This is a genomic window from Nitrococcus sp. (genome assembly GCF_059432795.1).
The window spans coordinates 1-26,241 of record NZ_JBXWZQ010000012.1 but is presented as its reverse complement, the minus strand read 5'-3'; the positions used below and the strand labels follow the sequence as shown (position 1 = coordinate 26,241).

Sequence of the window (26,241 nt, the reverse complement as noted above, 5' to 3'; positions counted from 1 at the left end):
CGAGGCGTTCCTTGATGTTGGCCGAAGAGGCGGTCTTTTGCAGCATGACGCCCATCTGCTCGGCCACCGACATGAACAGGTTGTTGACCACCGCGAGCATGACGGGGTAGACCGTGGTGTCGAGCGCGGTCTGCGCAGGGCGCTCTCGGATGCGCTCCAGGAGAAGGTGATTCTAGCGGCTCCCCCGTGCACGCCTATCCGGATCCACCACGATGGTCGATACCGGATCGCGGATGATGGCGGGCCCGTCGAGCGCATCGCCGGGCTGTAGCTGTTCGCGATCGAAGAGTGGATTTTCCCGCCACGCGCCCGCCCGCCAGACTGGAACCCGAGCCAGTGCCTGCGGCTCGCCGGCGGAGCGCAATTCACGCTCCGGCTCATCTTCGAGCGCGGCGCTTGCGCCGATGATCTCGACACTCGCCGCGGCCACGATCAAGGCCTTGTCGGGCAGCAGAAAGCCGAATTCGCGGCGGTGCTCGCTCGCCGCCATGCTTGCGACCTCGGCGGCATCGGCAAACGGTATCTCGAGCGTCGTGTCGCTGCCCTCGTATCTGACGCGCAGCTTGCGCAGCTCACGCATGTGGGCGCCGGGGCAGCCCTGGGCCTCGAGCTCGCGCCGGGCATCCTCGCCGAGTTCGCGCAGCGCCGCCTCGAGCTCGCGGATAAGATCCTCGTCCAGTGGGCAATCCACCGGCTTCTCGCGCAGGCTTCCGAGATCGGCGAGTCCCAGGCCGTAGGCGGAGAGCACACCGGCCAGCGGATGGAGGAGCACCCGCTCGATGCCGAGCGCGTCCGCGACCAGACAGGCATGCTGCCCCCCGGCGCCGCCAAAACAGTTGAGCGTGTAGCGGGTGACGTCGCGTCCGCGCTGAACGGTGATTTGCTTGATGGCGTTGGCCATGTTCTCCACCGCGATGCGCAGGAAACCCTCCGCCACTTCGGCGGCCGTGCGGGTATCCCCGGTGGCGCCTGCGATCTCATCGGCCAGTGCCGCGAAGCGCGCACGCACGATCTCGTCGTCCAGCGGCGCATCGCCGCTCGGGCCGAACAGGCGGGGGAAGAACGCCGCCTGGAGCCTGCCCAGCATCACATTGCAGTCCGTTACCGTGAGCGGGCCGTTGCGCCGGTAACACACGGGCCCCGGGTCGGCGCCGGCCGAATCCGGCCCCACCCGATAACGGCTGCCGTCGAAGTGGAGTATGGAGCCGCCGCCCGCCGCCACGGTATGAATCATCAGCATCGGCACGCGCAGGCGTACCCCGGCGATCCGGGTTTCATGGCTGCGCTCGAGTTCACCGGCGTAATGGCAGACATCGGTGGAGGTGCCGCCCATATCGAAGCCGATGACCCGTTCAAAGCCGGCCATTTCTCCGGTCCGCGCGCAGCCGACCATGCCGGCGGCCGGTCCGGACAAGATCGCGTCTTTGCCGGCAAAGTGGGGCGCACTGGTCAAACCGCCATCCGACTTCATGAACAGCAGCCGTGCCCTGCCCAGCGCCGTGGCGAGGCGCCGTGCATAGCGGCCGAGCAGGGGGGAGAGATAGGCGTCGACCACGGTGGTATGGCCGCGATCCACGAACCGCATCAGCGGACTGACCCGATGCGAGACGGAAACGTGGGTAAAGCCGATGGCGCGAGCAATTTCCGCTACGCGGCGCTCATGGTCCGGATAGCGATAGCCGTGGACGAGGCAGACCGCACAGGTGCGGATGCCGGCATCGAACGCCGCGCGCAGATCGCGCTGCACGGCCTCGCCGTCGAGGGCCTGCAGCACCTCGCCGTGGGCCGACAAACGCTCGTCGACTTCGATCACCTGCTCGTAGAGCGGTTCCGGCAGCTCGATTCGGCGCGCGAAAATGTCGGGGCGGGCCTGATCACCGATGCGCAAGGCGTCGCGAAAGCCTCGCGTGACGGCAAGCACGGTGCGCTCGCCTTTATGCTCGAGCAGCGCATTGGTGGCGACCGTGGTTCCCATTTTGACGTGCTGCAGATGCCGGGTCGGCAGCGCCGCGCCCGATGGCAGTTCGAGTACCGCGCGGATGCCCTCCAGCGCGGCGTCCTGATAGCGTCCGGGATTGTCGGAGAGAAGTTTGTGCGTGACCAGCGTGCCGTCCGGACGTCGCGCTACGACGTCGGTGAATGTCCCGCCCCGGTCGATCCAGAACTGCCAGCGCGCCGTGGGCTTGCGCCCGCGCGGGACGGGGCTAGCCCTGCGCGCCATGAGTGTCCTCGGCCGCGGCTTGCCCCTCAGCGCGGCTGTGTTCACGCGCGAACAGGACATAGAAGGCCGGCAGCACGAACAGCGTGAACAGCGTGCCGATTCCCAGACCGGTCGCGATCGTCAGGCCGATGTCGAACCGGCTCACGGCACCGGGCCCGCTCGCGGTGAGCAACGGGATCATGGCCACCACCATGGCCACCGTGGTCATGATAATCGGGCGCAGGCGGATGGTGGCCGCTTCCTCCACCGCCTCGCGCTTCGACAGCCCTTGTGTTTTCTGAACCTGGTTGGCGAATTCCACGATCAGGATACCGTTCTTGGAGACGAGCCCGATCAGTGTGATGAGGCCAACCTGAGTGTAGATGTTCACCGAGGCGAAGCCTAACGTGATGAAGACCATCGCGCCGGCAATCGACATGGGCACCGACACCAGGATGATCGCCGGGTCCCGCCAGCTCTCGAACTGAGCCGCAAGCACGAGGTAGATCACGAGCAGGGAGAGGAAAAACGTGACTACCAGCGCGCTGCCCTGTCTTGCGTACTGGCGTGACAGGCCCGTGTAGTCGTAGCCGAACCCCTTGGGAAAGTATGTCTCGGCTTGGTTCTGCAGATAGCTCAAAGCATCGCCGAGCGCCACCCCGGGGGCCATGACGCCCTCGATCGTCATCGCGTTGAGCTGCTGGAACTGCGTACGTTTGCTCGGCTCGACGCTGCGTTCGAAGGAAACGAGCGTGGACAGTGGGACGAGGTTGCCCATGGCAGTCTTGAGGTAATAGTCGTTGAGCATTTGCGCATCGAGACGGAAGCGCCGCTGCACCTGGGGGATGACTTTGTAGCTGCGCCCCTCGAGACTGAAGCGATTGACGTAACCGCCGCCGAGCATGCGCGCGAGGTTGGTGCCGATGTCGTTCATCGTGATGCCGAGATCTCCCGCGCGGTCCCGGTCCACCATCAGGGTGACCAGCGGTTGATCGAAGCTGATCGATTTGCGCAGGAACGTGAACTTGCCGCTGTCCGTGCTCCGGGCGATCAGCTCATTGGCCACCTCGTTGAGTTGCTGGTAGTCGGCATCCGTGGTGATCACGAACTGAATCGGCAACCCGCCACCGGAGCCGGGCAGGCTGGGGCGGGGAAAGATGGCGATCTGAAAGCCGGATACGTTCTGGAGCTTGCTTTGCAGCTCGGGCTGAACGTCCATTTGAGTGCGCTCACGTGCCGCTTGGGGAGGCATCTTGAAGCCGCCGAAGGTGGTATCGGACTCCCGCCCCAGTATGTAGAAGCTCTCTTGATACTCCGGAAAGGTCTCGAAGATCTCCTGAATCTCGTGGGAGTAAGCCTCGAGGTAATCCAAGGTGGCCGTGCGCGGCGCGGTCGCCTGGAAGAACAGGATAGCCTGGTCCTCGGTCGGGGCCAGCTCGTTCTGGCTGGTGATGAACATGAAGTAGATGCTCGCCAGGATCGCGACGCCGAAGATCACCGTCACCGAGAGCGTGTTGAGCGAGCCGTGCAGCAAACGGCGATAGGTTCGGTCGACCCCGCCGAAAAAGCGTTCCACGGCTCGCTCGAAACGCCCCGGCTCGCCGTGTGCCTTGAGCACCTTGGAGGAGAGCATCGGTGAGAGGGTCAGCGCCACGACACCCGAGATGAGCACGGCGCCGGCCAGGCTGAAGGCGAATTCGGTGAAAAGAGTGCCCACCAGGCCGCCCATGAAGCCGATCGGCGCATAGACCGCCACGAGCGTTGTGGTCATCGCCAGGATCGGCAGGCCCAGCTCGCGCGCGCCTTCGATGGCCGCCTTGAAGCGACTTTCGCCCCGCTCGATATGGCGGTGCACGTTCTCCACGACGATGATGGCATCGTCCACCACCAGCCCGATCGCGAGCACCATCGAGAGCAAGGTCAGCAGATTGAGCGAAAAGCCCATCAGCAGCATGAGAAAGGCGCCGCCGATCAGAGAGAGTGGTACCGCCACGGCCGGGATCAGGGCGGCGCGCAGCGAGCCCAGGGTGAGATAGATCACCAGCAGAACGATTAGCACGGCCTCGGCAATCGTGCGATAGACTTCGCTGATGGAGTCTTCGATGAAGGTGCTGGCATCGTAGGGCAGGACCACATTGAGGCCCTGCGGCATTTGCGATCGAATGCGCGGGAGGGTGTCCTGAACGCGCTGGGCGACGCTGAGCGGGTTGGCGCCGGGTGCCTGCTCGATACCGATGAAAACGGAGGGTCGGCCCTGATACCACGTCGCGGAGTTGTAATCTTCGGCGCCAAGCTCGGTGCTCGTGACGTCGCGCAGGCGCACCAGCGTGCCCCCGCCCTTGCGGACGACCAGATTCTCGAAGCTGCCCGGTTGACTGACATCGGTGGTCGCGGTCAGGTTGATGGCGACGTACTTGCCCTTGGTTTGTCCCACCCCGGCGAGATAGTTGTTCTCGCGCAGCACGTTGGCCACGTCTTCGGCCGTGACGTCGAGGGCGGCCATACGCTGCGGGTTGAGCCAGATGCGCATGGCGAATGTCTTGTTGCCGATCAAACGCGCCTTGGCCACACCGGGGAGCGCCTGGAGCTGGGGCTGGGCGACCCGCAGCAGATAGTCCGTGATCTGAGGCAGCGACATCTTGTCGCTATAGAAGGCGAGGTACATCAGGGCGGTGGTCTCGCCCGTGGTGGAGTCGATCACCGGGTCCTCGGCGGCTTCCGGCAGCACGTTGCGCTGGCTTGCGACCTTGGCTTGGATTTCGGCGACAGCGGCGTTGGCGTCGTAGTTGAGCTCCATGTGGGCTTCGATCGTCGAGCTCCCGAGCGAGCTGGTGGAGACCAGATAATCGATGCCCTGCGCCTCCGCGATGGCCTGCTGCAGGGGTTGGGTCACGAACCCTTTGACCAGCTCGCTGCTCGCGCCTGAGTAAACGGTGCTTACCGTGACCACGGTGTTTTTGGTCTCGGGATACTGGCGCACCTCGAGCAGTTGCAGCGAGCGCAAGCCGGCGATCAATATCAGCAGACTGATGACGCTTGCCAGAACCGGCCGGTGGATGAAGAGATCGGTGAATTTCACTCGTTGGCGATCTCCCTGGCCTTGAGCTCGACGGAGTTGTCCACGCGCACGCTCTGCCCGTCACGCAGTTTGAGCTGACCGGCCTGGACGACCTGCTGGCCGACCTCCAGTCCCTCAGTGATCTCCACGCGGCCCTCTTGCGTGGTACCGATCGTCACCTGAGTTCGCTGGACGACCTTGTTGCCGTCTTCGCCGTCCTTGATCACGAAAACGAAATCGCCGTACGGGTTGTAGCTGATCGCCGTGCGGGGAACCGTCAGCACGCGACGCGGCTCGCCCTGCTCGGTAGTGACTTCCGCGAACATGCCGGGCCTGAGCCGGCCATCGGCGTTTTCCAAAGTGGCACGCGCCTGGATCGAACGGTTCGCCGGGTTCACCGCCGCGTCGACCGCCGTAACCCGACCGCGGAAGGATTCGCCAGGGTAGGCGCTGACGACGACCCGCACCGTTTGTCCCTCTTCCAGCTGCTTGAGATGGCGTTCCGGGAGCGTGTAGTCGACAAAGATCGGTGTCAGTTGCTGGAGCTGCACGATCTTGGTGCCGGGCGAGAGGTATTGACCCAAATCCACCTCGCGTATGCCGAGCAGACCGGAGAAAGGCGCCCGGATGGTCTTTTTGTTGATCAATGCCTCTTGCGAGGCCACATTGGCCTTGGCGCTCTCGTACTGTGCCTTGGTCTCATCGTAGGTGGATTGGGAGACGGCGCGTTTGGGCAGCAGCCGGGCATTGCGCCTGAGCTGTAACTGCGCGAGGCGCATGTCGGCCTTGAGCCCTTGCAGCTGCGCGCGATCGACCGTGGCATCGAGCTCTACCAGTATGTCTCCCTTGGCCACGCGCTTACTGGATTTGAAACGAATTCTCTCGACCTTGCCGGCCACCTCGGTGGTTACATCCGTGCCGTTGACCGCGACCAGGCTGCCTACGGCACTCAATGCGGGTTGCCAGCGCATGGCCGTCACCTCCGCCGAGGAGACCGACGCCGGCGGTGGCGGCTGGGATTGAAGCGCCTGATTTCGCTGCATCTGCAGGTACTTCCAGGAAAAAATTCCGCCGAAGATCAATGCGAGCAGCAAGATGACGAGCACGAGGCGCTTGATCATGGCAGCGGGTCCCGGTGGTCGGCCAGTGAACGCGGGTGTGGGGCTCCACGCGGCGGTCGCGCGGAACCGTCCAGGATCCGCGCGCCGAGCGGTTTCGGCGAAGCGCACAGCATGTGCTCGAATGTCCCCCAATCCATAGGTCGCGCGGAGGCGGACGGAGCGGTGCCCTCCAGGCAGCTGCTGCCCTGCCTTGCACCGCGCCATGGCATCGTGGGCAGGCGCTGACTGCCCGCCGTGCTGCTCACCCGGTTTGGCGTTCAGCGGCGCGAAAACGCCTGCCGAGCGTAGAGCGTGGCATTGTCCGCCCGAATACGGCTATTCTTCTTTGAGCACGGCAAGTTCGACGTTGACCGTGCGTTTTTTCTGCTCGTTGAGCAGCGTGAGCTCGAGCGTATCCCCGGCATGCTTGGAGTAGACGAGATTCTGCAGAGCCTCGGCGCTGTCTATGGCCTTGCCGTTGACCGCGACGATGACGTCGCCGCCCACCGGCCATTGGCGGCCGTCGCCGGTAACGGCGTACTGTGCCGGCTCGATGTCGGCCTTTTCCGCGGGGCCGCCCTCGGCCACAGCAACCACCATGATGCCTTTGCTGGGCAGATTGAGAAATTTGCGCACCTTCTCCGGATAGTCGGCCATGCTCATGATCTGGATGCCGATTTGCGCCTTCTTGACCAAGCCGCCGTGCTGCAGCTCGCCTAGCCGTGCCTGCACCAGATTGCTGGGAATGGCGAGGCCAACCCCGACGAAAGTGCCGTGGGGAGCGAGAATTTCGTCGTTAACACCGATGACCTGCCCGCGGGAGTTGAGCAGGGGCCCCCCGGAGTTGCCGGGATTGATGGCGGCGTCCGTTTGGATGAAGTCGATGGGCACGCCGCTGATCTGAGCCGCCTGACGGCGGTTGATGGCGGAGACGATGCCCAAAGTGACGGTGGATTCCAGCGTGAAGGGGTTGCCGATGGCAATGGCCTTTTCTCCCGCCATTATCTTGTCCGAATCGGCAAGCGGGATCGGTATGGCATTCGCCGGGCGATCCTTCGGACGCTCGAGCTGCAGCAGGGCGAGATCATAGGATTGGTCCGCCCCCACCACCTTGACGGGGAGGTCCTTGTCCTGGCCCATGAAGCTCACGGTGATGGTCGCTTGCGGCTTGAGCTCGGTGGAGCCGCTTTTGAGCGCCTGCGCCAATACGTGGTAGTTGGTTACGATCTGGCCCTGCTCGTTGACCACGAAGCCGCTGCCCGCGGCACGCTCGATCACGCGCTCGGGGCGCGAGAAGGGAATGCTCTGACCGAATTGGCGGAAAAAGCGGCGCAGCTCGGGCGGGATGTTCTCCAGCGGGTTGATGCGTTGCCCCTCGACCGTGACGTTGATCGCCACCACGCTGGGGCTATATCTTTTCACGATATCGATCGTGTTCTGCTCGTAGGCGAGGCGCTCTTCTGCACCGACGGGGGTGACGGGCGGTGCCGCCGCGGCCTTGCTGAGCGGGTCGAGATCCACGCCGAAACCGACGGCTGCAACGACAACACCAAGCAAGCTTGCCATCGACAGCGCTTTTCCTTCTCCGAACATTCCCAGCCCTCTAGAGTCGCAAAAATGATCCCGAGTGTACCCCTTTGGAAGACGGTGTGTCATGCATGCCAGGGGCTTTGCCGCAGCGCGCCTGGGTCCCGTATACGGCGCCTTTCTCGCAACGGCCGCGCCCCGGCGTCGGCGGGATTCTCGGTCGGGCTGTCCCGGCTCAGGAGCCGGCCCTGAGCATCTGGATCACGGGGGCCGTCTGCGGCCGGACGCCCCGCCACAGCAGAAACGACTCCGCGGCCTGCTCGACGAGCATTCCGAGACCGTCGAGCGCGCGCGCCGCCCCGTGCTCCAGCGCCCAACGGCAAAACGGTGTGGGTGCCTCGCCATAGACCATGTCGTACACCGTCGCTCCGGCGACATCCAGACCCTCCGGCAGTGCCGGGAGCTCGCCCTGCAGCCCCGCGGAGGTTGCATTGACGATGAGATCGAAGCACTCCCCGGCGAGTTCGGCCAGACCGCAGCCGCGTAACGGGCCGAGCGCGGCAAGCGAGGCGGCGAGGCATTCGGCACGCTCGCGGGTCCGATTGGCTATGACGAGCCCGGCCGGCGCCTCGGACAGCAGCGCGGGCAGCACGCCGCGCACCGCGCCGCCCGCGCCGAGGATCAAAATGCGCTGGGCCTGCAGTGCTATCCCGTGGTTGCGGCGTAAATCCTGTACCAGGCCAATACCGTCGGTATTGTCGCCCAGACGTTCGGCCGGCGTCAGGACGACGGTGTTCACGGCGCCGGCGCGCTCGGCGCGCGGGGTGTGCCGGTCGACCCAATCCCAGGCCTGCAGCTTGAACGGAACCGTCACATTGAAACCGCGCGCGCCGCTCGCCTCGAACTCGACAGCCGCGGCCGCGAAGCCGTCGGTAGGGGCCAGGATGCGCTCGTATACCAAGTCCTCGCCGGTCTGGCGCGCGAACAGCGTGTGGATACGAGGCGATTTGCTGTGGGCGATGGGGTTGCCCATGACAGCGTAACGGTCAGGCATGGCAAGCTCGGCTGTCGCTGCGTGATCGTCCAGAGCTCAGCCGCCGGCGCGAAGCCAATCGGCCGCCTGTTTCGCAAAATACGTCAGCACGGCATCGGCACCCGCGCGTTTGATGGCGGTAAGCGCCTCCAGCGCGCAGGCGGGGGTGTCCAGCCAGCCTTTTTCGCCGGCTGCCTGCAACATGGCGTATTCCCCGCTGACCTGATAGACGAACGTGGGCACGCCGAAAGTGCGTTTCACGCGGTGGACCACGTCGAGATAAGGCAAGCCCGGCTTGATCATCACCATATCGGCGCCTTCCTCGAGGTCCAGCGCGACTTCCCGCAACGCCTCGTCGGTATTGGCCGGGTCCATCTGATAGGTTTTCTTATCGGCCTTGCCGAGGCTGGCGGCCGAACCGAGCGCATCGCGAAACGGCCCGTAGTAACTCGAGGCATACTTCGCCGAATACGCCAGGATGCGCGTTGCAATGAGCCCTTGGGCATCCATCGCCCGGCGGATGGCGCCGATGCGCCCGTCCATCATGTCCGAGGGGGCCACGATGTCGGCACCCGCCTCGGCATGGCAGCAGGCTTGTTTGACCAGCACCTCCACCGTCTCGTCATTGACGACATAGCCGCTGTCGTCCAGCAACCCATCCTGGCCGTGGCTGGTGAACGGGTCCAACGCAATGTCGGTGATGACGCCCAGCTCCGGCACGGTGCCTTTGAGCGCCCGCACGGCTCGGGGCACGAGGCCCTCGGGGTTGTACGCCTCACGGGCGTCCAAACTCTTGCACTCCGCCGCAGTGACCGGGAACAACGCCACACTCGGCAGGCCCAGCTCGGCGACGGCCTCGGCCTCGCGGACCAGCAGATCGATCGAAAGACGCTCGATGCCGGGCATCGAGGACACCGGCTCCCGGCGGCCCTCGCCGTCGAGTACGAACAGCGGAAAAATAAGGTCGTCCCGCGTGAGCACGGTCTCGCGCATGAGCCGCCGGGAGAAGTCATCCCGGCGCATGCGGCGCATTCGAGTTCCCGGGAAGCGCTCCCCATAGCGCGAACGGTGGCTGGACAAAGCTTTTCCTCCGATGGCAGTAGCTGGCGCGTGATGCGCGGCGGGCGCATTGCAGTTGGGAAATTATGCCTGTTTCGTGATTCGAGCCCAAGGGTGCGCCGGCGCCCCCGCTTGCCGTAGGCCGTAGCGAGGAGGGTCCGCGCGAGCGCCGCACGGGGATCCGTGAACGGGTCGTTGGTATCCGCGGTGGTGCCGGCGCGCTCCGGGAAGCCAGGAGAAATGCAAAGCAAGGAAAGGGGAAACGGCGCTAATTCTGCGATTCCGTCGGGGAGTACAGGCGTTGGCGAACCCACTCGAGCACGCGTCGCACCCGCGGCGAGGTCAGGCGAAATGCCTCGTCAAGCTCCACCCAGCGATATTCGTGATGTTCGGCGCGCCCCAGCAGGGGGGAGATACCGAGCTTGACGGCCGTCTCGGTGGTTTCGGCGAGGTAATAGCGTGCAATTTTGCCTTGCGCGTAGGGGCCCGTTTCGATGTAGTTATGGCCCCAATGAAAATGCAACTCCGTGATGCCCGTCTCCTCGGTGACCTCTCGACGGGCGGCTTCCAGCGGTTGCTCGTTGCGTTCCACCTGACCCTTGGGGAAGTCCCAGTGCTGAAAGGCCCGCAGCAGCAGAAAGCGCCAGTGTCCGTCGACCCGGCGGACCAGCGCGACGCCGGCGGAGAGCACCCGGATCTGCCGGCGCCGGTATCGGCCAGTACGGCCCCTATCGGCCGGAGCCATGGATGAGGGTGCTGAACTCGTGTACAGCCTCGATCATAGTGGACACGTGATCTGGATCGATTTCGGGGTGCACCCCGTGACCCAGGTTGAACACATGCCCGGGATGAGGCCCGAACGCTTCGAGCACACGCTGAACCTCGCGCCGGATGACGGTCGGGGCGGCGTAGAGCACACAAGGATCGAGATTGCCCTGCAGCGCGATGCGCTCGCCTACGGACTCCCGTGCCTTGGCGATATCCGTCGTCCAGTCCAGGCCGAGCGCATCGGCCCCCACCTCGGCCATCGCCTCCAGCCAGGGCGCACCGCCCTTGGTGAAAAGGATGAGCGGTACTCGACCTCCCGCGGTGTCCAGACGCAACTGCTCGATGATGCGCCGCACCGGCTCGAGGGAGAACTCGAGATAGGCCTCGTGCGCCAGCGCGCCGCCCCAGGTATCGAATATCATCAGCGCCTGGGCGCCGGCTTCGATCTGGGCATTCAGGTAGTCGGCGACGGCCAACGCGACCTTTTCGAGCAGCTGGTGCAAGGCCTGCGGGTGCTCGTAGAGCAGCGTCTTGATGCGTCGGAACTCGCGGCTGCTTCCACCTTCGACCATATAGGTCGCAAGGGTCCAGGGGCTGCCGGCGAAGCCGATCAGCGGGACACGACCCGCCAGCTCGCGGCGGATGAGCCCAACGGCGTCGGTGACGTAGCGCAACTCGTCGGCGACATCGGGGTGGGGCAGATTGGCGATGTCCCGCAAATGGCGAACCGAATGTTCAAATCGCGGGCCTTCCCCTTCCGCGAAATACAGGCCAAGCCCCATGGCGTCGGGTACCGTGAGGATGTCCGAGAATAGGATGGCGGCATCCAACGGGAAACGCTCCAGCGGTTGCAGCGTCACCTTGCAGGCAAGCTCCGGGTTGCGGCACAGCCCCATGAAACTCCCGGCTTCGGCCCGGACCCGACGGTATTCGGGCAGATAACGCCCGGCCTGGCGCATGATCCAAACGGGGGTCCGGTCCACCGGCTCGCGGCGCAGTGCCCGTAACAGACGGTCATTATGCAGATCGGTCACGATGATTTTGCGGCCTTGCCAACACGAATAGCCCACAGTGTATCATCTGCGCTGCCGCGGGGTGGGTGGCACGCCCGCCGCCGTTCGCCGGCAACCGGCATGCGCTGGGTGAAGACGCCGGCTCAGATGTCGAGGTAGGCCAGAATCCCCTTGGCCGCCTCGCGGCCTTCCCAGACCGCCGTGACCACCAGGTCCGAGCCGCGCACCATGTCCCCTCCGGCAAAAACCTTCGGATTGCTGGTCTGAAAACGAAGCGCGCCGTTTTTGGCCACGACGACACGGTCGCGGTCATCGACGCTTATCTGATGCGTGGCAAACCACTCCGCCGGGCTCGGCCGGAAGCCGAAGGCGATTAGGACACGATCGGCGGCAATGACCTCTTCCGAGCCCGGCACCGGCTCGGGGCGGCGGCGGCCGCGCTCATCCCGCGCACCGAGCTGGGTTTGAATCACCTTGACGCCCTCGACTCGGCCATCACCCACGATTTCCACGGGCTGTCGATTCCAGAGGAAGTTGACTCCCTCTTCCTTGGCGTTGAAAACTTCGCGCCGCGACCCCGGCATGTTGACCTCGTCGCGGCGGTAGGCGCAGGTCACGCTGCGTGCTCCCTGGCGAAGCGCCGTGCGGTTACAGTCCATGGCGGTGTCCCCGCCACCCAACACCACCACGTGTTTGCCACGCATGTCGATGGGTTTTGAGCTGTTGCGCTCCCAACCCATGAGGCGGTTGATGTTGGTGACCAGATAAGGCAGGGCCTCGTAGACCCCGCGCTTGTCCTCGCCGGGAAAGCCGCCGCGCATCGCGGTGTAGGTCCCCATGCCGAGAAAGACGGCGTCGAAGTCGTTCAGCAAATCCTCGAAAGCGATGTCGCGCCCGACCTCGATGCCGAGCTGAAAATCAACGCCCATACCCTCCATGATGTTCCGGCGGGTACGGATCACGCTTTTCTCCAGCTTGAAGGGCGGAATGCCGAAGGTGAGCAGCCCACCGATCTCAGGGTAGCGATCAAAAATCACCGCTTCGACGCCATTGCGCGCCAGGATGTCCGCACAGCCCAGGCCCGCCGGGCCGGCGCCTACGACGGCCACCCGTTTGCCCGTTTTGACCACTCCCGACAAATCGGGCCGCCAACCGCGTTTGAAGGCCTCATCGGTGATGTATTTCTCCACGGAGCCGATGGTCACGGCGCCGAAACCGTCGTTCAGCGTGCACGCGCCTTCGCACAGCCGATCCTGCGGGCAGACGCGACCGCATACCTCGGGCAGGGAATTGGTCTTGTGGGCGAGCTCGGCGGCCTCGAACAAATTGCCCTCGGCGATGAGTTTCAACCAGTTCGGGATGTAGTTATGGACCGGACATTTCCATTCGCAGTACGGATTGCCGCACTCCACGCAACGGTCGGCCTGAGCCGCCGCGACCTCGGGGCTGAAGGCATCGTAGATTTCGGCGAACTTCCGGACCCGCGCGGATGCCGCCTCTTTCGGCGGATCCTGGCGCGGAACCTCGATGAACTGAAACTTGTTACCCATGGATTTCCATTGTTCGGTGCCGGGGGTGGCTCAGGCAGCCCGTCGTAGCGTGTCCAGCACTTCCTGAAGATCTGCTGCCTTTGGCTTTACCAGCCAGAACTTACCTACGTAATCACGAAAGTTTTCCAGGATCTCCCGGCCCCAAGGGCTGCCCGTCTCCGCGGTGAATTGCTCGATCAGGCTGCGCAGGTAATGGCGATGAGCCTCCATGCGTTCTTGCTGAATGCGGTGGATGTCGATGAGCTCGTGGTTGTAGCGATCCACGAAGCGGTTATCGAGATCGAGCACGAAGGCCGATCCGCCGGTCATGCCTGCGCCGAAATTCAAACCGGTCGCGCCGAGCACGCAGACGATACCGCCGGTCATGTACTCGCAGCCGTGATCGCCGACACCCTCGACGACCGCGTAGGCGCCCGAATTGCGCACCGCAAACCGCTCTCCTGCAAGCCCGGCGGCATACAGCGTGCCGCCGGTGGCTCCGTACAGGCAGGTGTTGCCGATGATGGGTGTCTCCCGACCCTCAAAGGCGCTGCCCGCGGGTGGATGAATGACCAGCTTGCCGCCGGCCATGCCCTTACCCACGTAGTCGTTGGCGTCACCCTCGAGATACATGTGCAGGCCACCGGCGTTCCACACGCCGAAGCTTTGCCCGGCAGTGCCCGTAAGCTTCAGGATAACGGGCGTCTGCGCCATTCCGAGAGTGCCATGGCGCAGGGCGATCTCGCCGGAGAGCCGAGCGCCGATGGAGCGATTGTTGTTGCGCACGGTGTAGTGGAACTCGCCGCCGGTCTTGCCTTCGATTGCCGGCAGCGCATTGGCCACCATGCGCTCGGCGAGCTCACCCCGGTCGAAAGGCACGTTCCTGGGGACGGTGCAATAGGTTGGTTGGTCTGACGCCACGCCGCCGTCTGAGACCAGCGCGGCCAAATCCAATCGACGTTGGCGGGTGGTCTCGCCCGGCAGGGTTTCGAGCAGATCCAATCGCCCGATGAGCTCTTCGAGCGAGCGCACGCCGAGCTTCGCGAGCCATTCGCGGACCTCGGTTGCGACGAAGGTGAAATAATTCGCGATGCGCTCCGGTGTACCGATGAAATGCTGCAGTCGCAGAACCTTCTGTTGCGTCGCCACTCCGGTCGGGCAATTGTTGAGATGGCATATGCGCAGGTACTTGCAGCCCATCGCCACCATCGGTGCCGTGCCGAAGCCGAAGCTCTCGGCACCGAGGATGGCGGCCTTGACCACGTCGAGGCCGGTCTTCATCCCGCCGTCGGCCTGCAGGCGCACTCTGTCGCGCAGGTTGTTGGCGCGCAGTGTTTGCTGAGTTTCCGCCAGGCCGAGCTCCCACGGAGTGCCGGCATACTTCACCGAGGTGAGCGGGCTCGCGCCGGTGCCACCGTCATGGCCGGCGATCGTGATCAGGTCCGCATACGCCTTCGCCACGCCGGCGGCGATGGTGCCGATGCCAGGGCCGGCCACCAGCTTCACCGATACCAGCGCACGCGGGTTGACCTGCTTGAGATCGTAAATGAGCTGCGCCAGATCCTCGATGGAATAAATGTCATGATGCGGCGGCGGCGAAATCAGGGCGACGCCCGGCTTGGAAAAGCGCAACTTGCCGATGAGCTCGTTGACTTTGTGACCCGGCAGCTGCCCGCCTTCCCCGGGTTTTGCGCCTTGGGCGATCTTGATCTGCAGGACCTCGGCGTTGACGAGGTAGTGCGGCGTCACACCGAAACGTCCGGAGGCAACCTGCTTGATCTTGGACATGCGCTCGGTGCCGTAACGGGCCGCATCCTCGCCGCCTTCACCGGAGTTGGAGCGTCCCCCCAAGCGGTTCATGGCGATGGCGAGCGCCTCATGGGCTTCCGGCGAGAGCGCCCCCAGGGACATCCCGGCGCTGTCGAAACGCTTGAGAATCGCCGTCAGCGGTTCGACCTTGTCCAGCGACAGGGGCTTCGCTGCCAGCTTGAGCCGCAAGAGATCACGCAGGGTCGCCACCGGGCGCTCATTGACGGTCCGGGCGAAGGCTTGATAGCGCTGATAATCGCCGGTATAAGCCGCTTCCTGCAGCGCGCGCACGACCTCGGGATTGAAGGCGTGATACTCACCGGCGTGGACGTATTTCAGTAATCCGCCCTGGCTAACCGGCTCGCTGACGCGCCAGGCGCGCCGATGCAGTTCGCGGCGGTCCTCCTCGAGATCCTCGAGATTGGCGCCCTGTATGCGGCTGAGGGTGCCGGGGAAACACCGTTCCACCACCTCGTCGTGGAGGCCGACGATCTCGAAGAGCTGCGCGCCGCGGTAACTGGTAATGGTGGAGATCCCCATTTTGGAGAGGATTTTATATAGGCCTTTGTTGATGCCTTTGCGGTAAGACTCCAGAAGTTCCGGCAGCGCAACGCCCTTGATCTGGCCCGTGCGAACCATGTCCTGGATCACGTCGTAAGCCAGGTATGGGTACACGGCCGTCGCTCCGTAGCCTATCAATACGGCACACTCGTGAGGATTTCGCGCCGTGCCGGTTGCGACGACCAGGTTGGCGTCGCAGCGCAATTCCTTCTCCACCAGATGATGATGCACGGCGCCAGTGGCGAGCAGAGCGTGAACGGGCATGCTCTCGCGGGCGAGCCCCCGGTCGGAGAGCACCAGGACCGTCTTGCCCGCGCGCACCGCCCTTTCGGCTTGCTCGCACAGATCCGCCAAGGCGGTACGCAGATCGCTGTCGAGCGGCGTATTCAGCGGGATCAGCGCATGCGCGTAGTCCGGGTCGCTGTGCGTCAGCAGGGCCTGGAATTTGACGTCGCAGAGCACCGGCGAGTCCACCACCAGACGCTTGGCGTGAGCTTCGGTTTCCTCGAAGAGGTTTTTCTCCCGGCCGAAGCAGGTTTCCAGCGACATGACTATTTGCTCGCGCAAGGGGTCGATGGGCGGGTTGGTGACCTGCGCGAACTGTTGGCGGAAGTAGTCGAAAAGAGGTCGGGTCTGTCGGGAGAGCACGGCGATGGGCACATCGTCGCCCATCGAGCCGACGGCCTCCTGGCCGCTTTGCGCCAGGGTGCGCAAGACGATGTCCCGCTCCTCGAAGCTCACATTGAACTGCTTTTGGTAGGTGGCCAAACGCTCGGGATCCAGCCCCTCGCGCTTGTCCGCCTCGGGCTCTTGGGCAGGCGCGTCCAGGGTCTGCGCATAACGCGCCAGCCAGTGCTTGTAGGGCTTGCGGCTCTTGAGGCGGTTGTCGATATCCTCCGGCAGCAGCAACTCGCCCGACTCGGTATCGGCCGCGAGCATTTCTCCGGGCTTCAGGCGTCCCTTGCGCACCACCTCATCGGGGCGATAATCGTAAACGCCGATCTCGGAGGCGAGCGTGATATGACGGTCGCGCGTAATCACCCACCGCGCCGGACGCAAGCCGTTGCGGTCCAGCGCACAAGCCGCATGGCGGCCGTCGGTCAAGACGATGCCAGCCGGGCCGTCCCAGGGTTCGATGTGCTGGGAATGATACTCGTAGAAGGCCCGCAGGTCGGCATCCATGGTGTACACGTTCTGCCAGGCGGGCGGCAGCAGCAGCCGCACGGCGCGGAAGAGATCCATGCCGCCGGTGATCAGCACATCCACCATATTGTCGAGGCTGCAGGAGTCCGACCCGGTGGGGCTTACCAAGGGCAGAATCTCGCCGAGATCCGGCAGTAGCGGCGTCTGAAACCGGCTGGCACGCGCGATCGCCCAGTTGCGATTGCCTTGGATGGTATTGATTTCGCCGTTGTGCGCCAGATAGCGAAAGGGCTGGGCAAGCGGCCAGCGGGGCAGGGTATTGGTGGAGAACCGCTGATGAAAGACGCACAGCGAGCTCTCCAGGCGCTCGTCTGCGAGGTCCCGATAGAAGCGCCTCAGGTTGGCGGGCAGCACCAGCCCTTTGTAGGAGAGCACGCGACTGGAGAGACTGGGGATGTAGAAGTCTTCATCCGCTGATTCGAGTTGCTTCTCGGCCTGACGCCGGGCCGTGAACAAGTGTCGCTCGAATAGCGGCTCATCGGTCCCGGCGGGCGCATTGACGAACACCTGCTCGATTGTCGGCAGACTCGCCAACGCCTGTTCGCCGCAGGCTTCGGGATCGATCGGCACGGTGCGCCAGCCGGCGACCTGCAGGCCCTGCGCCGTCAGAGTGTGCTCGAGGATTGCCCGGCCCTGTTTCGCTTTCGCGGGGACACGCGAGAGAAAGACGCAGCCGACGGCGAAACGCTCCGCCACCGAGAGCCCGATCTCCTGGGCAATCGTGCGCAGAAAAGCGCTCGGGTGTTTCATGAGTAGCCCGCAGCCGTCGCCGCTCTTGCCATCAGCGGCCACCGCGCCGCGGTGGGTCAGCCGGGTCAGCGCGCGCACAGCGGTCTCGACCAGCCAATGGCTGGCCTCGCCGTCCATGTGGGCGATCAAGCCGAACCCGCAATTATCCTTTTCGATTTTTGGACATAGGTTTGGCGTGGGGCGGCTGTGGACACTCACGGGAGATTTGCCTCTGCGTACCTAACTTCTGGACGAGGGAAGGGCGTTTGAGTAAAGCACCCCCAATAGGACGGGCCGTCTGCGCGGCCTTGCGTTGTAAGGTCCGGGCTATATGCAGTGCACGAGCCATCGCGGCTGGCAGTTGCTCGTCTCCGGCGCTTGCCGAACCTTTTCCGCCGCTGGTCGAATTTCACGCAGGACGCTCCCGCGGCGGGCTTTTGACGGCAGGGGCGGCCCATTCGCAGGCGACTTCGGGGCACTGTTGACTCCGCAACATCTTGACGCGCGCCTATGGGGAGCGCAAGCCCACCTGAAACCGGGCAAACGACGGATTACTTTATCGCTTAGGCACACACCTGGTAAAGGCTTTGCTCTGTGTTGCAACGGCACTGCGGCCAGCAAAGACTGACGCTGCAACGTCTTGCGTTCGAAAACTTACAGGATCGAGCGAGGGCTCGGCGGGGTTGCTGTTGTTTTACTCACACGAAGTGGCGGCTTTCGCCGTAAGCCGGGGCGAGGCGGGCGTGTGCGGCCCACCCGTTAGTGCCGCAACTCGTTGCAGCCACGCCCTACCCGCGTGGCGGTCTTGGGCGAAAGGCCGGCGAGAGGCGGGTCAGCTTGGCGTTCAGCCGGTAACGTCGATTCGATTCTCCACATCATGCACGCCAGCGATATACCAACAGTCCCAGGCGGCTACGCGCCGGTTCTCCTCGCTTTGCACCGAGCCACGCAAGGATACCACGCGATCGCGCACGCTGATTTGCAGTTGGAGCACATCGATGGCCGGTTCCTTTTCCAGCACAATGCGGATCACGTCGGCGATTTCCTCGTCGCTGTCGAGTTCCGGCGGCTGCACATGGAGGCGGTTGTCCACGTCGGCCGTTCCGGGGGTCCACCAACTCAGCACTTCGGCCAAGCGCCGATGAGACAGGCTGTCGATAACGCCCTCGAGCATGACGATGCCGTCATGGGCGGCCACGCGAATCCAATTCTCGGCTACCTGCGGTTGCGCGGGCGCCTCCAATATTTGCAGCTCGAGAAATCCCGGTTCCTGCATCAGCGCGCTCGCCACCGCTTGGCGTAGCTCATCATCCGGCCGCGCGCGCGCGACCTCCAGGCGCAGCCGATCGTCTATTCCGGCGTTGCCGGCCAATCGGTGCGCGATCTGAATGGCACGGCGTTTGGCCTCGATGTTCGCCACTGTGCCCTCCAGGCGAACGGCATCGCTTTGATGCACCGCAATGGGATAATGATGCAGATTGATGGCCGGGTCGTGCTCCAAGGCCGCCCGGATACGGCTCTCGATGGAATCCCCGCTCATTTGATCTCCTCAGCCCAATGGCTGCATTTTCTTATTGAAGATAATTGGGCCTTGCTCGCAAACCGTCAAGCGTGCCCACCGTTTACCGGCCCTGGAAGGTAAGGCCGCACGGGGCTCCCGGCTCAGGATCGCCGCGGCGATTTGGTGCTTTGCGATGATGTGCGCTTACGCTTCGAGTCCGACAGGCGCGCTAGGCACGCGGGAAAGACGGGTTGGTACAAAAGAATGGGTCATTTCTCGGTGGGAGGGAACTTAGCGTGTGCTCGTGGTGCCAATAATCATGTTTTGCGAAGACCGGGCCTTTCATTCGCTGCAGGGTGCGCCCGCCTTACGCGGGCTCAGCCGCTCGCTGAGCGGCGTGCAGCGCTGGCGAGACGCCCTTTGGATAATATAACTTATTGAAAGTTATAGGTTGACACGGGGGAAGAGGGTGCGCATACTATGTTGCATAGCAGCATTTCTGGGGAAAAAATAGGGAGGCCTGCTTAGCCCCCCTCCAGTTTATAAAGCGCTCTTCTTATTCGATTTTGTTGTGTCATTGTAACTCTAACGAGTTGGAGCGCTTTTGCATGAAGACCCGCCGAAACCGTATTCACTCGTAAGTAGGTCCCGAAATACCGTGTGACCCACTGCCTCCTCCTCGTTGCGCCCTCTCGCCAGAGAGGGCTTTTTTTTGCCCCCGCAAGGCGCAGAGCCGCGCGTGTACAGCTCCTTCGGCATTGTAGTTGGCCGCGATCGCTTGGCAAGCACTTTCGATGCTGCAATGCAGCACGCGCCATCGCCTGCAAGGTCCTCGATCAGGCCGGTCGATGCAGCCACTCCACGAGTTGAGGGTAGAGGTAACGGTGGGCGCGCCGACTGATGAACAGGCTCAGATGGCCGCCGGGCAGTGCGGTTTGGCGGTAATCTCCCGATCCGATCAGCTTCGCCAACGCCTGTGCCGCGGCGGGCGGCACCAAGTGATCGGCGTTTGCATAGGCATTGAACACCGGTCCGGTGAAGCGGCTCGGATCGACGGTCTCGCCACATAGCCTAACGGTGCCGGAGACCAAGCCGTTGGCCTGGTAGAATTCCCGCGCGAACTGAGCGAAGGCAATGCCTGCCTGGTCGGGGCTGTCGTACATCCATTGCTCGAGGCGCAGGAATGCTTGCAGTGCCTCATCATCACCATCCAATTCGGCCAGCGTCGAATATCGCCGGTAAAGGAGTTGGAAGGGTTTCAGGGCAGTGAATACCGTGTTGAGTCCTATGGCAGGCACGTTGCCGAGCGCCTTCACCATCCGCTCCGTGTCCACGTGGCGGACGATTCGATAAAGGGTGTCTTTTGGTGTCTGGAAATCCACCGGCGTGGCCAGGGTGATCAGTTTGCGGACGCGCTCGGGGCATAGCGCGGCATAGCACACGGCCAACGTGCCCCCCTGGCAGACGCCGAGCATGCAGACCCGATCGGTGGCATGGTGCGCGGCGATGCTGTCCACCGCAGGATCGATTTCGTTTTCGAGGTAATCGTCGAGGCGCTGAAAACGATCCATTGGTCCGGGATATCCCCAGTCGAGTAGATAAACGCTGATGCCGCCCTGCACGAGCGCCCCAATGACCGAGCGTTCGCGACTCAAATCGAGGATGTACGGCCGATTCACCAGGGAATAGATAATGAGCAGTGGCAAGCCGTCGGCGTCGCCATAGCGATAGAGCCTCGCCTTGCCTGGGTGCGGTAGCGAATGCGCGCGCATGCTGCCGATGGCTACCGGCTGCAGCGCTCGCGCCCGACGCAGTGCCCTGGCAAGCTTGTCCGGAAGCTGCAGCGGATCGTGCGGGGAGGGCGCCTCCTCGCTCACGAGCGCTGGTCCCGCTGGGCATCGGAGCGCGGGGTAGGGGGAGTCTGGCCGCGCAACTCGGCGAGCTCATGGCGAAGCGCCCGCACTTCGCGTTGCAGTCGTTTGGAATCCGCACGCTGCTCGCGCCGCAGCTGATCGAGATGCAACTGGGTATCTTCCACATCGTGCCGGCTCGGCAATCCCAAATGCTGCAGTAGCTCATCCAGCACCGGTTGCAGGGCCAGTCGGAGCTCGGCCCAGGCATTCATCAAGCCAGCGATCGCCTGAGTGTACTCCTCAGAGTGCAGGAATCGTTCGTAGGTCCGCTCGGCTACCTGAATCCAGCGATCATGCAACTCGCGCGCGCCCAAAGCGGCTGATCGATCCGGCGTGCCGACCGCGAGCTCTTGTTGGTATTCGCCTAGAGCTGCCTCGAACAGCTCGCTCAGCCTTTGCGTATAGCGCACAACGGCGGTGCGGTAATCGTCGAGTGCCTCTCGCAGCGATTCCCAGCGGGCTTGTTCTTTTTGCAGGGGGCCGAGTCTGGGATACAGCGCGCCGGGGGATTGCATGAAGCCCGGCGGCAATGGCGGCAATAGGCGGTCTGCCGAGAGCAGCTGGCTGGCCAAGCCTAGCAGTGAGTCGATGACTGCGGGGGCGCGGGCGATTTCTTCGCGAAGCCGCTCCAGCGCCTGGTTTAAATGCTGACGCAACCCGGCGGCTCCTTCGGTGTCCGCGGCGAAGCTTGCAAGCACGGACCAGCCCGCGGCCAGAAGGGTCGCAACCGCCCGTTGCCCCTCATCGCCGATGAGCCCGTAAGGCGACCCGTGCGGCCACAGCGTTTCGGAATGGTCCGCGTTGTCCTGCTGCATCACAACTCGCTGTGCCTGCTAGGCGGATTGTTCCGGCCGGTCAATAGCCTAACATCCTGGGCCGGGCACGTGTGATGAGCTACTCAACGCTCCTCCGAGCGCCGTTTCAGCACGCTTTGCCACTGTTTTTGCAAGGCCGTCGCGCGGGCCTTTTCATATTCATCGGCCTGGTTGTTTTCGATGACGTGCTTGATCTGGTCCAAGGCGCTGGGGATGTCGCCCCGCAGATAATAGTAGTGGCCAATGGCCAGTTGAGCCTGCACGCGTTGGCCGGCGCTGTTTGCCGCGCGGGCGGCAAGCTGCCAAAGATCGGCGTCCTCGGGATGATCTGCGACCACGGCCGAGGCAATGCGCTGGGCCTCTTGCGCGTTGCCTTTGTCGAGCAGGGTCTCGACGTAGAGAATTTGCAAGGCGTAGTCGCCGGGGAATAAAGCCAATCCCTCGCGCAACGCCTCCAGCGCCTCGTCGGGTTGTTCGGCGCCGCGGTTCGCTTCGGCGAGGCCTACGAAGTACGGCGCGTATTCGCCATGGGTTCGAATCAGGTCCCGGAGAATCGTGCGCGCACGGGCGTGGTCGCCGGCACGTTGCAGCGCGAGCGCCAGGCCATAGCGCGCGGCCCAGGGTTTGCTACTGCTGCGCTCGAGCTGGGCCTGGTACGCGTTTACGGCATCCGCGGGAACTCGAGCGTTGAGCACCTTCAGGCGTGCCCGCATGAGCTCGTACTCCACGCTTTCGAAGCGCTTGCCGCCAGTCAGCTGACGGCTGCGCGCCTGAGCGTCCGCAATGCGCTGCTCGGTCAGGGGGTGACTGCTGAGGAAGACGGGCGGTTCGTCAAGATAGCGGGTCGCTTGCAGCAAGCGGCCGAAGAATCGAGGCATTCCCTGCGGCTTGAGACGGGATTTGTGCAAGATGTGCATGCCGACACGGTCCGCCTCGCTTTCGTTGGCACGGGAGTAGGCAAGCTGCTGTTGTATCATGCCGGCCATGGCTGACATGGTGGCGGCACTTCCAGCCTGCGGATCCTGGGTGCCAACGAGAATTCCGGCCAGTATGAGCGCGGCCGTGCGCCAGCCGCTGCCTCGGTCACGCAGCAACCGCCGGGCCAGGTGCCGCTGGGTGACGTGGGCGATTTCGTGCGCCAGCACCGCGCCCAGCTCGCTCTCGCTCTGGGTCGCTTCGATGAGCCCGGTATTGACGCCGATATAGCCGCCGGGCATGGCGAAGGCGTTTATCTGCGGGCTATCCACGACAAAGAAGTGATAGCTATAATCGGGGGCATCGCTGTGGGAGGCGAGCCGCGAACCCAGGTCCTGGATATAGGCGTTGATCTCGGGGTCCTTGCCGAGCGGGAGTTGTCGGCGAACCTCATCCATCATTTGCTGACCGATCTTCTGCTCCTCGGTCGGCGTCATCACTTGGCTTGCCGGATCGCCAATATCCGGTAGCGATAGGTCCAGACCCGCGTGCGCGCTTAGGCAAACACAGAGAAGCAAAGATGGTGCGAGACGTTTCAAAGTCTTCTCGGTGGTGGCTCGATTCATGAGATGCACATGGGACTCTCATCGCGCCATGGGCGCAGTCATCATCAGCCCCTTGGGCACTCATCGCTATAGTGGCGGTTTACAGCTCTGTTGTGCAATCGCGCCCGCGCGAGACGCGGTGGCAGTCGACGAAGCGCCGTTTGCCAGGGAGCGTCATTGATCACAATCCGTCAGAGCCGCTTCAGCGGGCGGTCGCTGACCGCTATCTGCGATGCGATTTGTGCAAGGGCAGAGCCGGGCGGATACTGTCTGCAAAAGAGCACGATCGAGTTATCCACACATCATCCGCCATCGGCGTAATCACGGCGTCCCGGCCAAGAGCGAGCATCGGCGAATGGACTCCATCCGTAGCTGGTTCGAGCGTTATCTCAATGATCCCCAGGTGGTCGCATTAGCGCTGGTGCTGCTCGGTGTATTCGGCATCATCCTGTTCATGGGGGATATGCTAGCACCGGTGATTGCCAGCCTGGTGCTCGCCTACCTGCTCGAGGATCTGGTGCAGTCTCTGGAGCACTATCGGGTTCCCCGGCGCATCGGCGTGGTACTGGTGTTCTTGTTCTTCATTGCTGTCGTGGTGCTGGTGTTCTTCGCTCTGATTCCGCTCATTACCCGGCAGTTCGCTCAGTTGGTGGACAATCTGCCGGATATACTCGATCGTGGCCAACTGGCCCTCCTGCGTCTCCCGGAGAAATATCCCCAATTCTTCTCCGCCGATCAGGTCAAGACGATCATGGAAGAGTTGCGCAATGAATCCCTGCAGCTCGCCCGCCGCATATTAGCCTCAGTCTCGGTGCAGTCCGTAGTGATGCTGTTCATGGGCGCGATCTATGTGGTGCTGGTGCCCTTCATGGTGTTTTTCTTCCTCATGGACAAAAAACAGATCCAGGCCTGGCTCAGCCGTTTTCTGCCGGAACATCGGCGTTTGATTGCCACGATCTGGTGCGATGTGGATGCTCAAATCGGCAACTACGTGCGCGGCAAAATACTGGAGATCGTCATCGTCGGCGTGGTGACCTACGCGACGTTTGTCTTCCTCGAGCTGCAATTCGCCGCGCTGCTCGCCGTGGTCACGGGCCTGTCGGTGATCATTCCTTACGTGGGCGCCGCGGTGGTGACGCTGCCGATCGCAGTGATCGGCTACTTCCAATTCGGTCCGAGCTCGGAATTCGTATGGGTGCTGGTCGCCTACGGCATCATCCAGGCGCTCGATGGCAATGTGCTGGTTCCGCTGCTGTTCTCGGAGATCGTCAAACTCCACCCCGTGGCGATCATCATTGCCATCCTGGTCTTTGGCGGCATTTGGGGGTTTTGGGGCGTGTTCTTCGCCATACCGTTGGCCACGCTCATACGTGCCGTCATTCTGGCCTGGCCGCGGTTCGCGGACGCGCCGGACGAGGACAACAACGGGGAACGCGAGGAGCAAGCCGATAAGCAAGCTCGAGCCTAGGATGCCTTCGGCCCAGGCATGGCCAAGTTACAGCGCCTCGTCAGCAAAGTCGGCCAGGCGGGAGCGTTCGCCGCGCTGCAGCGTCAGGTGAGCGCCGTGCGGCCAGCGCCGGAAACGATCGACGACGTACGTCAGTCCGGAGGTGGTTGCCGTGAGGTAGGGCGTATCGATCTGCGCCACGTTGCCGAGGCAGACGATCTTGGTGCCGGGGCCCGCGCGGGTGATAAGCGTTTTCAACTGTTTTGCGGTCAGGTTCTGCGCCTCGTCCACGATGATGTATCGATTGAGAAAGGTTCGACCGCGCATGAAATTGAGCGAGCGAATCTTGATCCGGCTCTGCAGCACGTCCTGGGTTGCGGCCTGACCCCAACGAGAGCCGTCCTCGGGTTGTCCCAGCACTTCCAGATTATCCATCAACGCGCCCATCCACGGCGTCATCTTCTCTTCTTCGGTGCCCGGCAGAAAGCCGATGTCCTCACCGATTGGGACGGTGGCCCGTGTCATGACGATCTCACGATAACGACGCATCTCCAGCGTTTGAGCGAGGCCTGCGGCCAATGCGAGCAGTGTCTTACCCGTGCCGGCGGGACCGAGCAGGCTGACGAAATCCACGTCCGCATCGAGCAGGAGATTGAGCGCGAAGTTCTGCTCCGGATTGCGAGCATGCACGCCCCACACCGTCTCGCCCTGCGCCCGGTAGTCCGTCACCGGGGCGGCGAGGGCGCGGCGTTCGTAAATTTCGCGCACGAGACCTTCGAACTGCCCCCCCTCGGTGCTCACGCAAAGGTTCGGGTGGCATTCGTCCGTCTCGATGCGGAACTCCAACTTCCCGTCGTGGTGAGCGACGATCCGGTCCGCTTCGAGGAGCAAGGCTCCGGTGTAGAGCAGATCGACGTCGTCGAGCACCTGGTCGCTATGATAATCCTCGGCATTGAGTCCGAGCACCATCGCTTGAATGCGCAGATTGATATCCTTCGATACCAGCGTCACCTTGACATCGGTGTGCTGCTCCTGGAGCTGGCGTGCCGCGGCGAGGATGTCATCCACGCCGCGGGGTGAGGACGATCCACCCGGGCGGAGAAAATACAGTCGGCCGCCGGGCGTGCTATGCAAACGCGTCTTGGACAGGTCCAGCCCGGATTCGATCGCGCCAGGCTTGGCCTGTGCCAGCAACTCGTCCAGGAAGCGGCTCGCTTGTCGCACGTTGCGTGCTTCCTCCGAGACCCCCTTCTGGGCGGCATCGAGGGCCCGCAGCACGGCTATTGGCAGGAAAATGGCATGTTCCTGGATACGGAAAAGCGCGGCCGGGTCGAGCATCTGTACCGAGGTGTCGAGAACGACAGCGCGCTGTCCGTGGGTAGGTCTCGTTGGCTTTATTCAACACTTCGGGGCCGATGTCAGTTCACGCCCTTTGAGGTTTGGCGTCTTGTTATGG

Annotated in this window: 17 protein-coding genes; 1 reads left to right on the top strand and 16 read right to left on the bottom strand. The window is 63.5% G+C overall.

Annotated features, from left to right (window positions below; genetic code table 11):
• The 15 genes from AC52Q4_RS01400 to AC52Q4_RS01330 all read right to left on the bottom strand — a co-directional run.
• On the bottom strand, positions 1-100 hold a 100-nt coding region (locus AC52Q4_RS01400), incomplete at its 3' end, for a hydantoinase B/oxoprolinase family protein (RefSeq protein ID WP_495535013.1).
• Between the two features lie 72 nt (positions 101-172).
• Positions 173-2,221, bottom strand: a complete 2,049-nt coding sequence (locus tag AC52Q4_RS01395) for a hydantoinase/oxoprolinase family protein (protein WP_495535010.1) — start codon at positions 2,219-2,221, stop codon at positions 173-175.
• On the bottom strand, positions 2,205-5,279 hold the full coding sequence (locus AC52Q4_RS01390) for an efflux RND transporter permease subunit (RefSeq protein ID WP_495535009.1): 3,075 nt from the start codon (positions 5,277-5,279) through the stop codon (positions 2,205-2,207). Before AC52Q4_RS01390 ends, AC52Q4_RS01395 begins: the two co-directional genes overlap by 17 nt.
• Entirely contained in the window at positions 5,276-6,379 is a 1,104-nt protein-coding gene (locus AC52Q4_RS01385; RefSeq protein ID WP_495535008.1) for an efflux RND transporter periplasmic adaptor subunit, read from the bottom strand. Before AC52Q4_RS01385 ends, AC52Q4_RS01390 begins: the two co-directional genes overlap by 4 nt.
• Before the next feature lie 315 nt (positions 6,380-6,694).
• Positions 6,695-7,924, bottom strand: a complete 1,230-nt coding sequence (locus AC52Q4_RS01380) for a S1C family serine protease (RefSeq protein ID WP_495535007.1) — start codon at positions 7,922-7,924, stop codon at positions 6,695-6,697.
• Between the two features lie 196 nt (positions 7,925-8,120).
• Positions 8,121-8,939, bottom strand: coding sequence for a shikimate dehydrogenase (gene aroE / locus AC52Q4_RS01375; RefSeq protein ID WP_495535006.1), 819 nt, complete (start codon positions 8,937-8,939; stop codon positions 8,121-8,123).
• Positions 8,940-8,975: 36 nt separating this feature from the next.
• Positions 8,976-9,950, bottom strand: a complete 975-nt coding sequence (gene hemB, locus AC52Q4_RS01370; RefSeq protein WP_495535012.1) for a porphobilinogen synthase — start codon at positions 9,948-9,950, stop codon at positions 8,976-8,978.
• A 295-nt stretch (positions 9,951-10,245) separates the two neighbouring features.
• A complete protein-coding gene (locus AC52Q4_RS01365; RefSeq protein ID WP_495535005.1) occupies positions 10,246-10,722 on the bottom strand; it encodes a bis(5'-nucleosyl)-tetraphosphatase in 477 nt (158 codons plus the stop codon).
• Positions 10,706-11,782, bottom strand: coding sequence for a uroporphyrinogen decarboxylase (gene hemE, locus AC52Q4_RS01360; protein ID WP_495535011.1), 1,077 nt, complete (start codon positions 11,780-11,782; stop codon positions 10,706-10,708). The genes AC52Q4_RS01365 and hemE overlap by 17 nt, the downstream gene beginning before the upstream one ends.
• Before the next feature lie 119 nt (positions 11,783-11,901).
• Positions 11,902-13,308 (bottom strand): FAD-dependent oxidoreductase, encoded by a 1,407-nt coding sequence (locus tag AC52Q4_RS01355; protein WP_495535004.1) that lies wholly within the window; start codon positions 13,306-13,308, stop codon positions 11,902-11,904.
• A gap of 30 nt (positions 13,309-13,338) precedes the next feature.
• Entirely contained in the window at positions 13,339-17,808 is a 4,470-nt protein-coding gene (gene gltB / locus AC52Q4_RS01350) for a glutamate synthase large subunit (RefSeq protein WP_495535003.1), read from the bottom strand.
• 625 nt (positions 17,809-18,433) lie between these two features.
• Positions 18,434-19,129, bottom strand: coding sequence for a BON domain-containing protein (locus AC52Q4_RS01345; protein WP_495535002.1), 696 nt, complete (start codon positions 19,127-19,129; stop codon positions 18,434-18,436).
• Between the two features lie 797 nt (positions 19,130-19,926).
• Entirely contained in the window at positions 19,927-20,967 is a 1,041-nt protein-coding gene (locus AC52Q4_RS01340) for an alpha/beta fold hydrolase (protein ID WP_495535001.1), read from the bottom strand.
• A complete protein-coding gene (locus tag AC52Q4_RS01335) occupies positions 20,964-21,818 on the bottom strand; it encodes a poly(R)-hydroxyalkanoic acid synthase subunit PhaE (RefSeq protein ID WP_495535000.1) in 855 nt (284 codons plus the stop codon). Before AC52Q4_RS01335 ends, AC52Q4_RS01340 begins: the two co-directional genes overlap by 4 nt.
• Positions 21,819-21,901: 83 nt before the next feature.
• Positions 21,902-23,230, bottom strand: coding sequence for a M48 family metalloprotease (locus AC52Q4_RS01330; RefSeq protein WP_495534999.1), 1,329 nt, complete (start codon positions 23,228-23,230; stop codon positions 21,902-21,904).
• 463 nt (positions 23,231-23,693) lie between these two features.
• Between AC52Q4_RS01330 and AC52Q4_RS01325 the strand changes: the two genes are divergently transcribed.
• The gene (locus tag AC52Q4_RS01325; protein ID WP_495534998.1) at positions 23,694-24,806 is read left to right on the top strand and encodes an AI-2E family transporter; all 1,113 of its coding nucleotides are present in this window, start codon (positions 23,694-23,696) and stop codon (positions 24,804-24,806) included.
• 27 nt (positions 24,807-24,833) lie between these two features.
• Here the strand turns inward: AC52Q4_RS01325 and AC52Q4_RS01320 are convergent, their stop codons facing one another.
• Positions 24,834-26,123: a PhoH family protein gene (locus tag AC52Q4_RS01320; RefSeq protein ID WP_495534997.1), complete on the bottom strand. Its 1,290-nt coding sequence runs from the start codon at positions 26,121-26,123 to the stop codon at positions 24,834-24,836.
• Positions 26,124-26,241 lie beyond the last annotated feature (118 nt).

What these genes read in the sequence shown, in the direction of transcription:
- hemB (WP_495535012.1), bottom strand. Translation starts at nt 9,950, where the DNA reads ATGCGCCGCATGCGCCGGGATGACTTCTCCCGGCGGCTCATGCGCGAG.
- AC52Q4_RS01330 (WP_495534999.1), bottom strand. Translation starts at nt 23,230, where the DNA reads ATGACGCCGACCGAGGAGCAGAAGATCGGTCAGCAAATGATGGATGAG.
- AC52Q4_RS01335 (WP_495535000.1), bottom strand. Translation starts at nt 21,818, where the DNA reads ATGCAGCAGGACAACGCGGACCATTCCGAAACGCTGTGGCCGCACGGG.
- AC52Q4_RS01395 (WP_495535010.1), bottom strand. Translation starts at nt 2,221, where the DNA reads ATGGCGCGCAGGGCTAGCCCCGTCCCGCGCGGGCGCAAGCCCACGGCG.
- AC52Q4_RS01325 (WP_495534998.1), top strand. Translation starts at nt 23,694, where the DNA reads ATGGACTCCATCCGTAGCTGGTTCGAGCGTTATCTCAATGATCCCCAG.
- AC52Q4_RS01385 (WP_495535008.1), bottom strand. Translation starts at nt 6,379, where the DNA reads ATGATCAAGCGCCTCGTGCTCGTCATCTTGCTGCTCGCATTGATCTTC.
- AC52Q4_RS01365 (WP_495535005.1), bottom strand. Translation starts at nt 10,722, where the DNA reads ATGGCTCCGGCCGATAGGGGCCGTACTGGCCGATACCGGCGCCGGCAG.
- AC52Q4_RS01380 (WP_495535007.1), bottom strand. Translation starts at nt 7,924, where the DNA reads ATGGCAAGCTTGCTTGGTGTTGTCGTTGCAGCCGTCGGTTTCGGCGTG.
- AC52Q4_RS01345 (WP_495535002.1), bottom strand. Translation starts at nt 19,129, where the DNA reads ATGAGCGGGGATTCCATCGAGAGCCGTATCCGGGCGGCCTTGGAGCAC.
- aroE (WP_495535006.1), bottom strand. Translation starts at nt 8,939, where the DNA reads ATGCCTGACCGTTACGCTGTCATGGGCAACCCCATCGCCCACAGCAAA.
- AC52Q4_RS01355 (WP_495535004.1), bottom strand. Translation starts at nt 13,308, where the DNA reads ATGGGTAACAAGTTTCAGTTCATCGAGGTTCCGCGCCAGGATCCGCCG.
- AC52Q4_RS01320 (WP_495534997.1), bottom strand. Translation starts at nt 26,123, where the DNA reads ATGCTCGACCCGGCCGCGCTTTTCCGTATCCAGGAACATGCCATTTTC.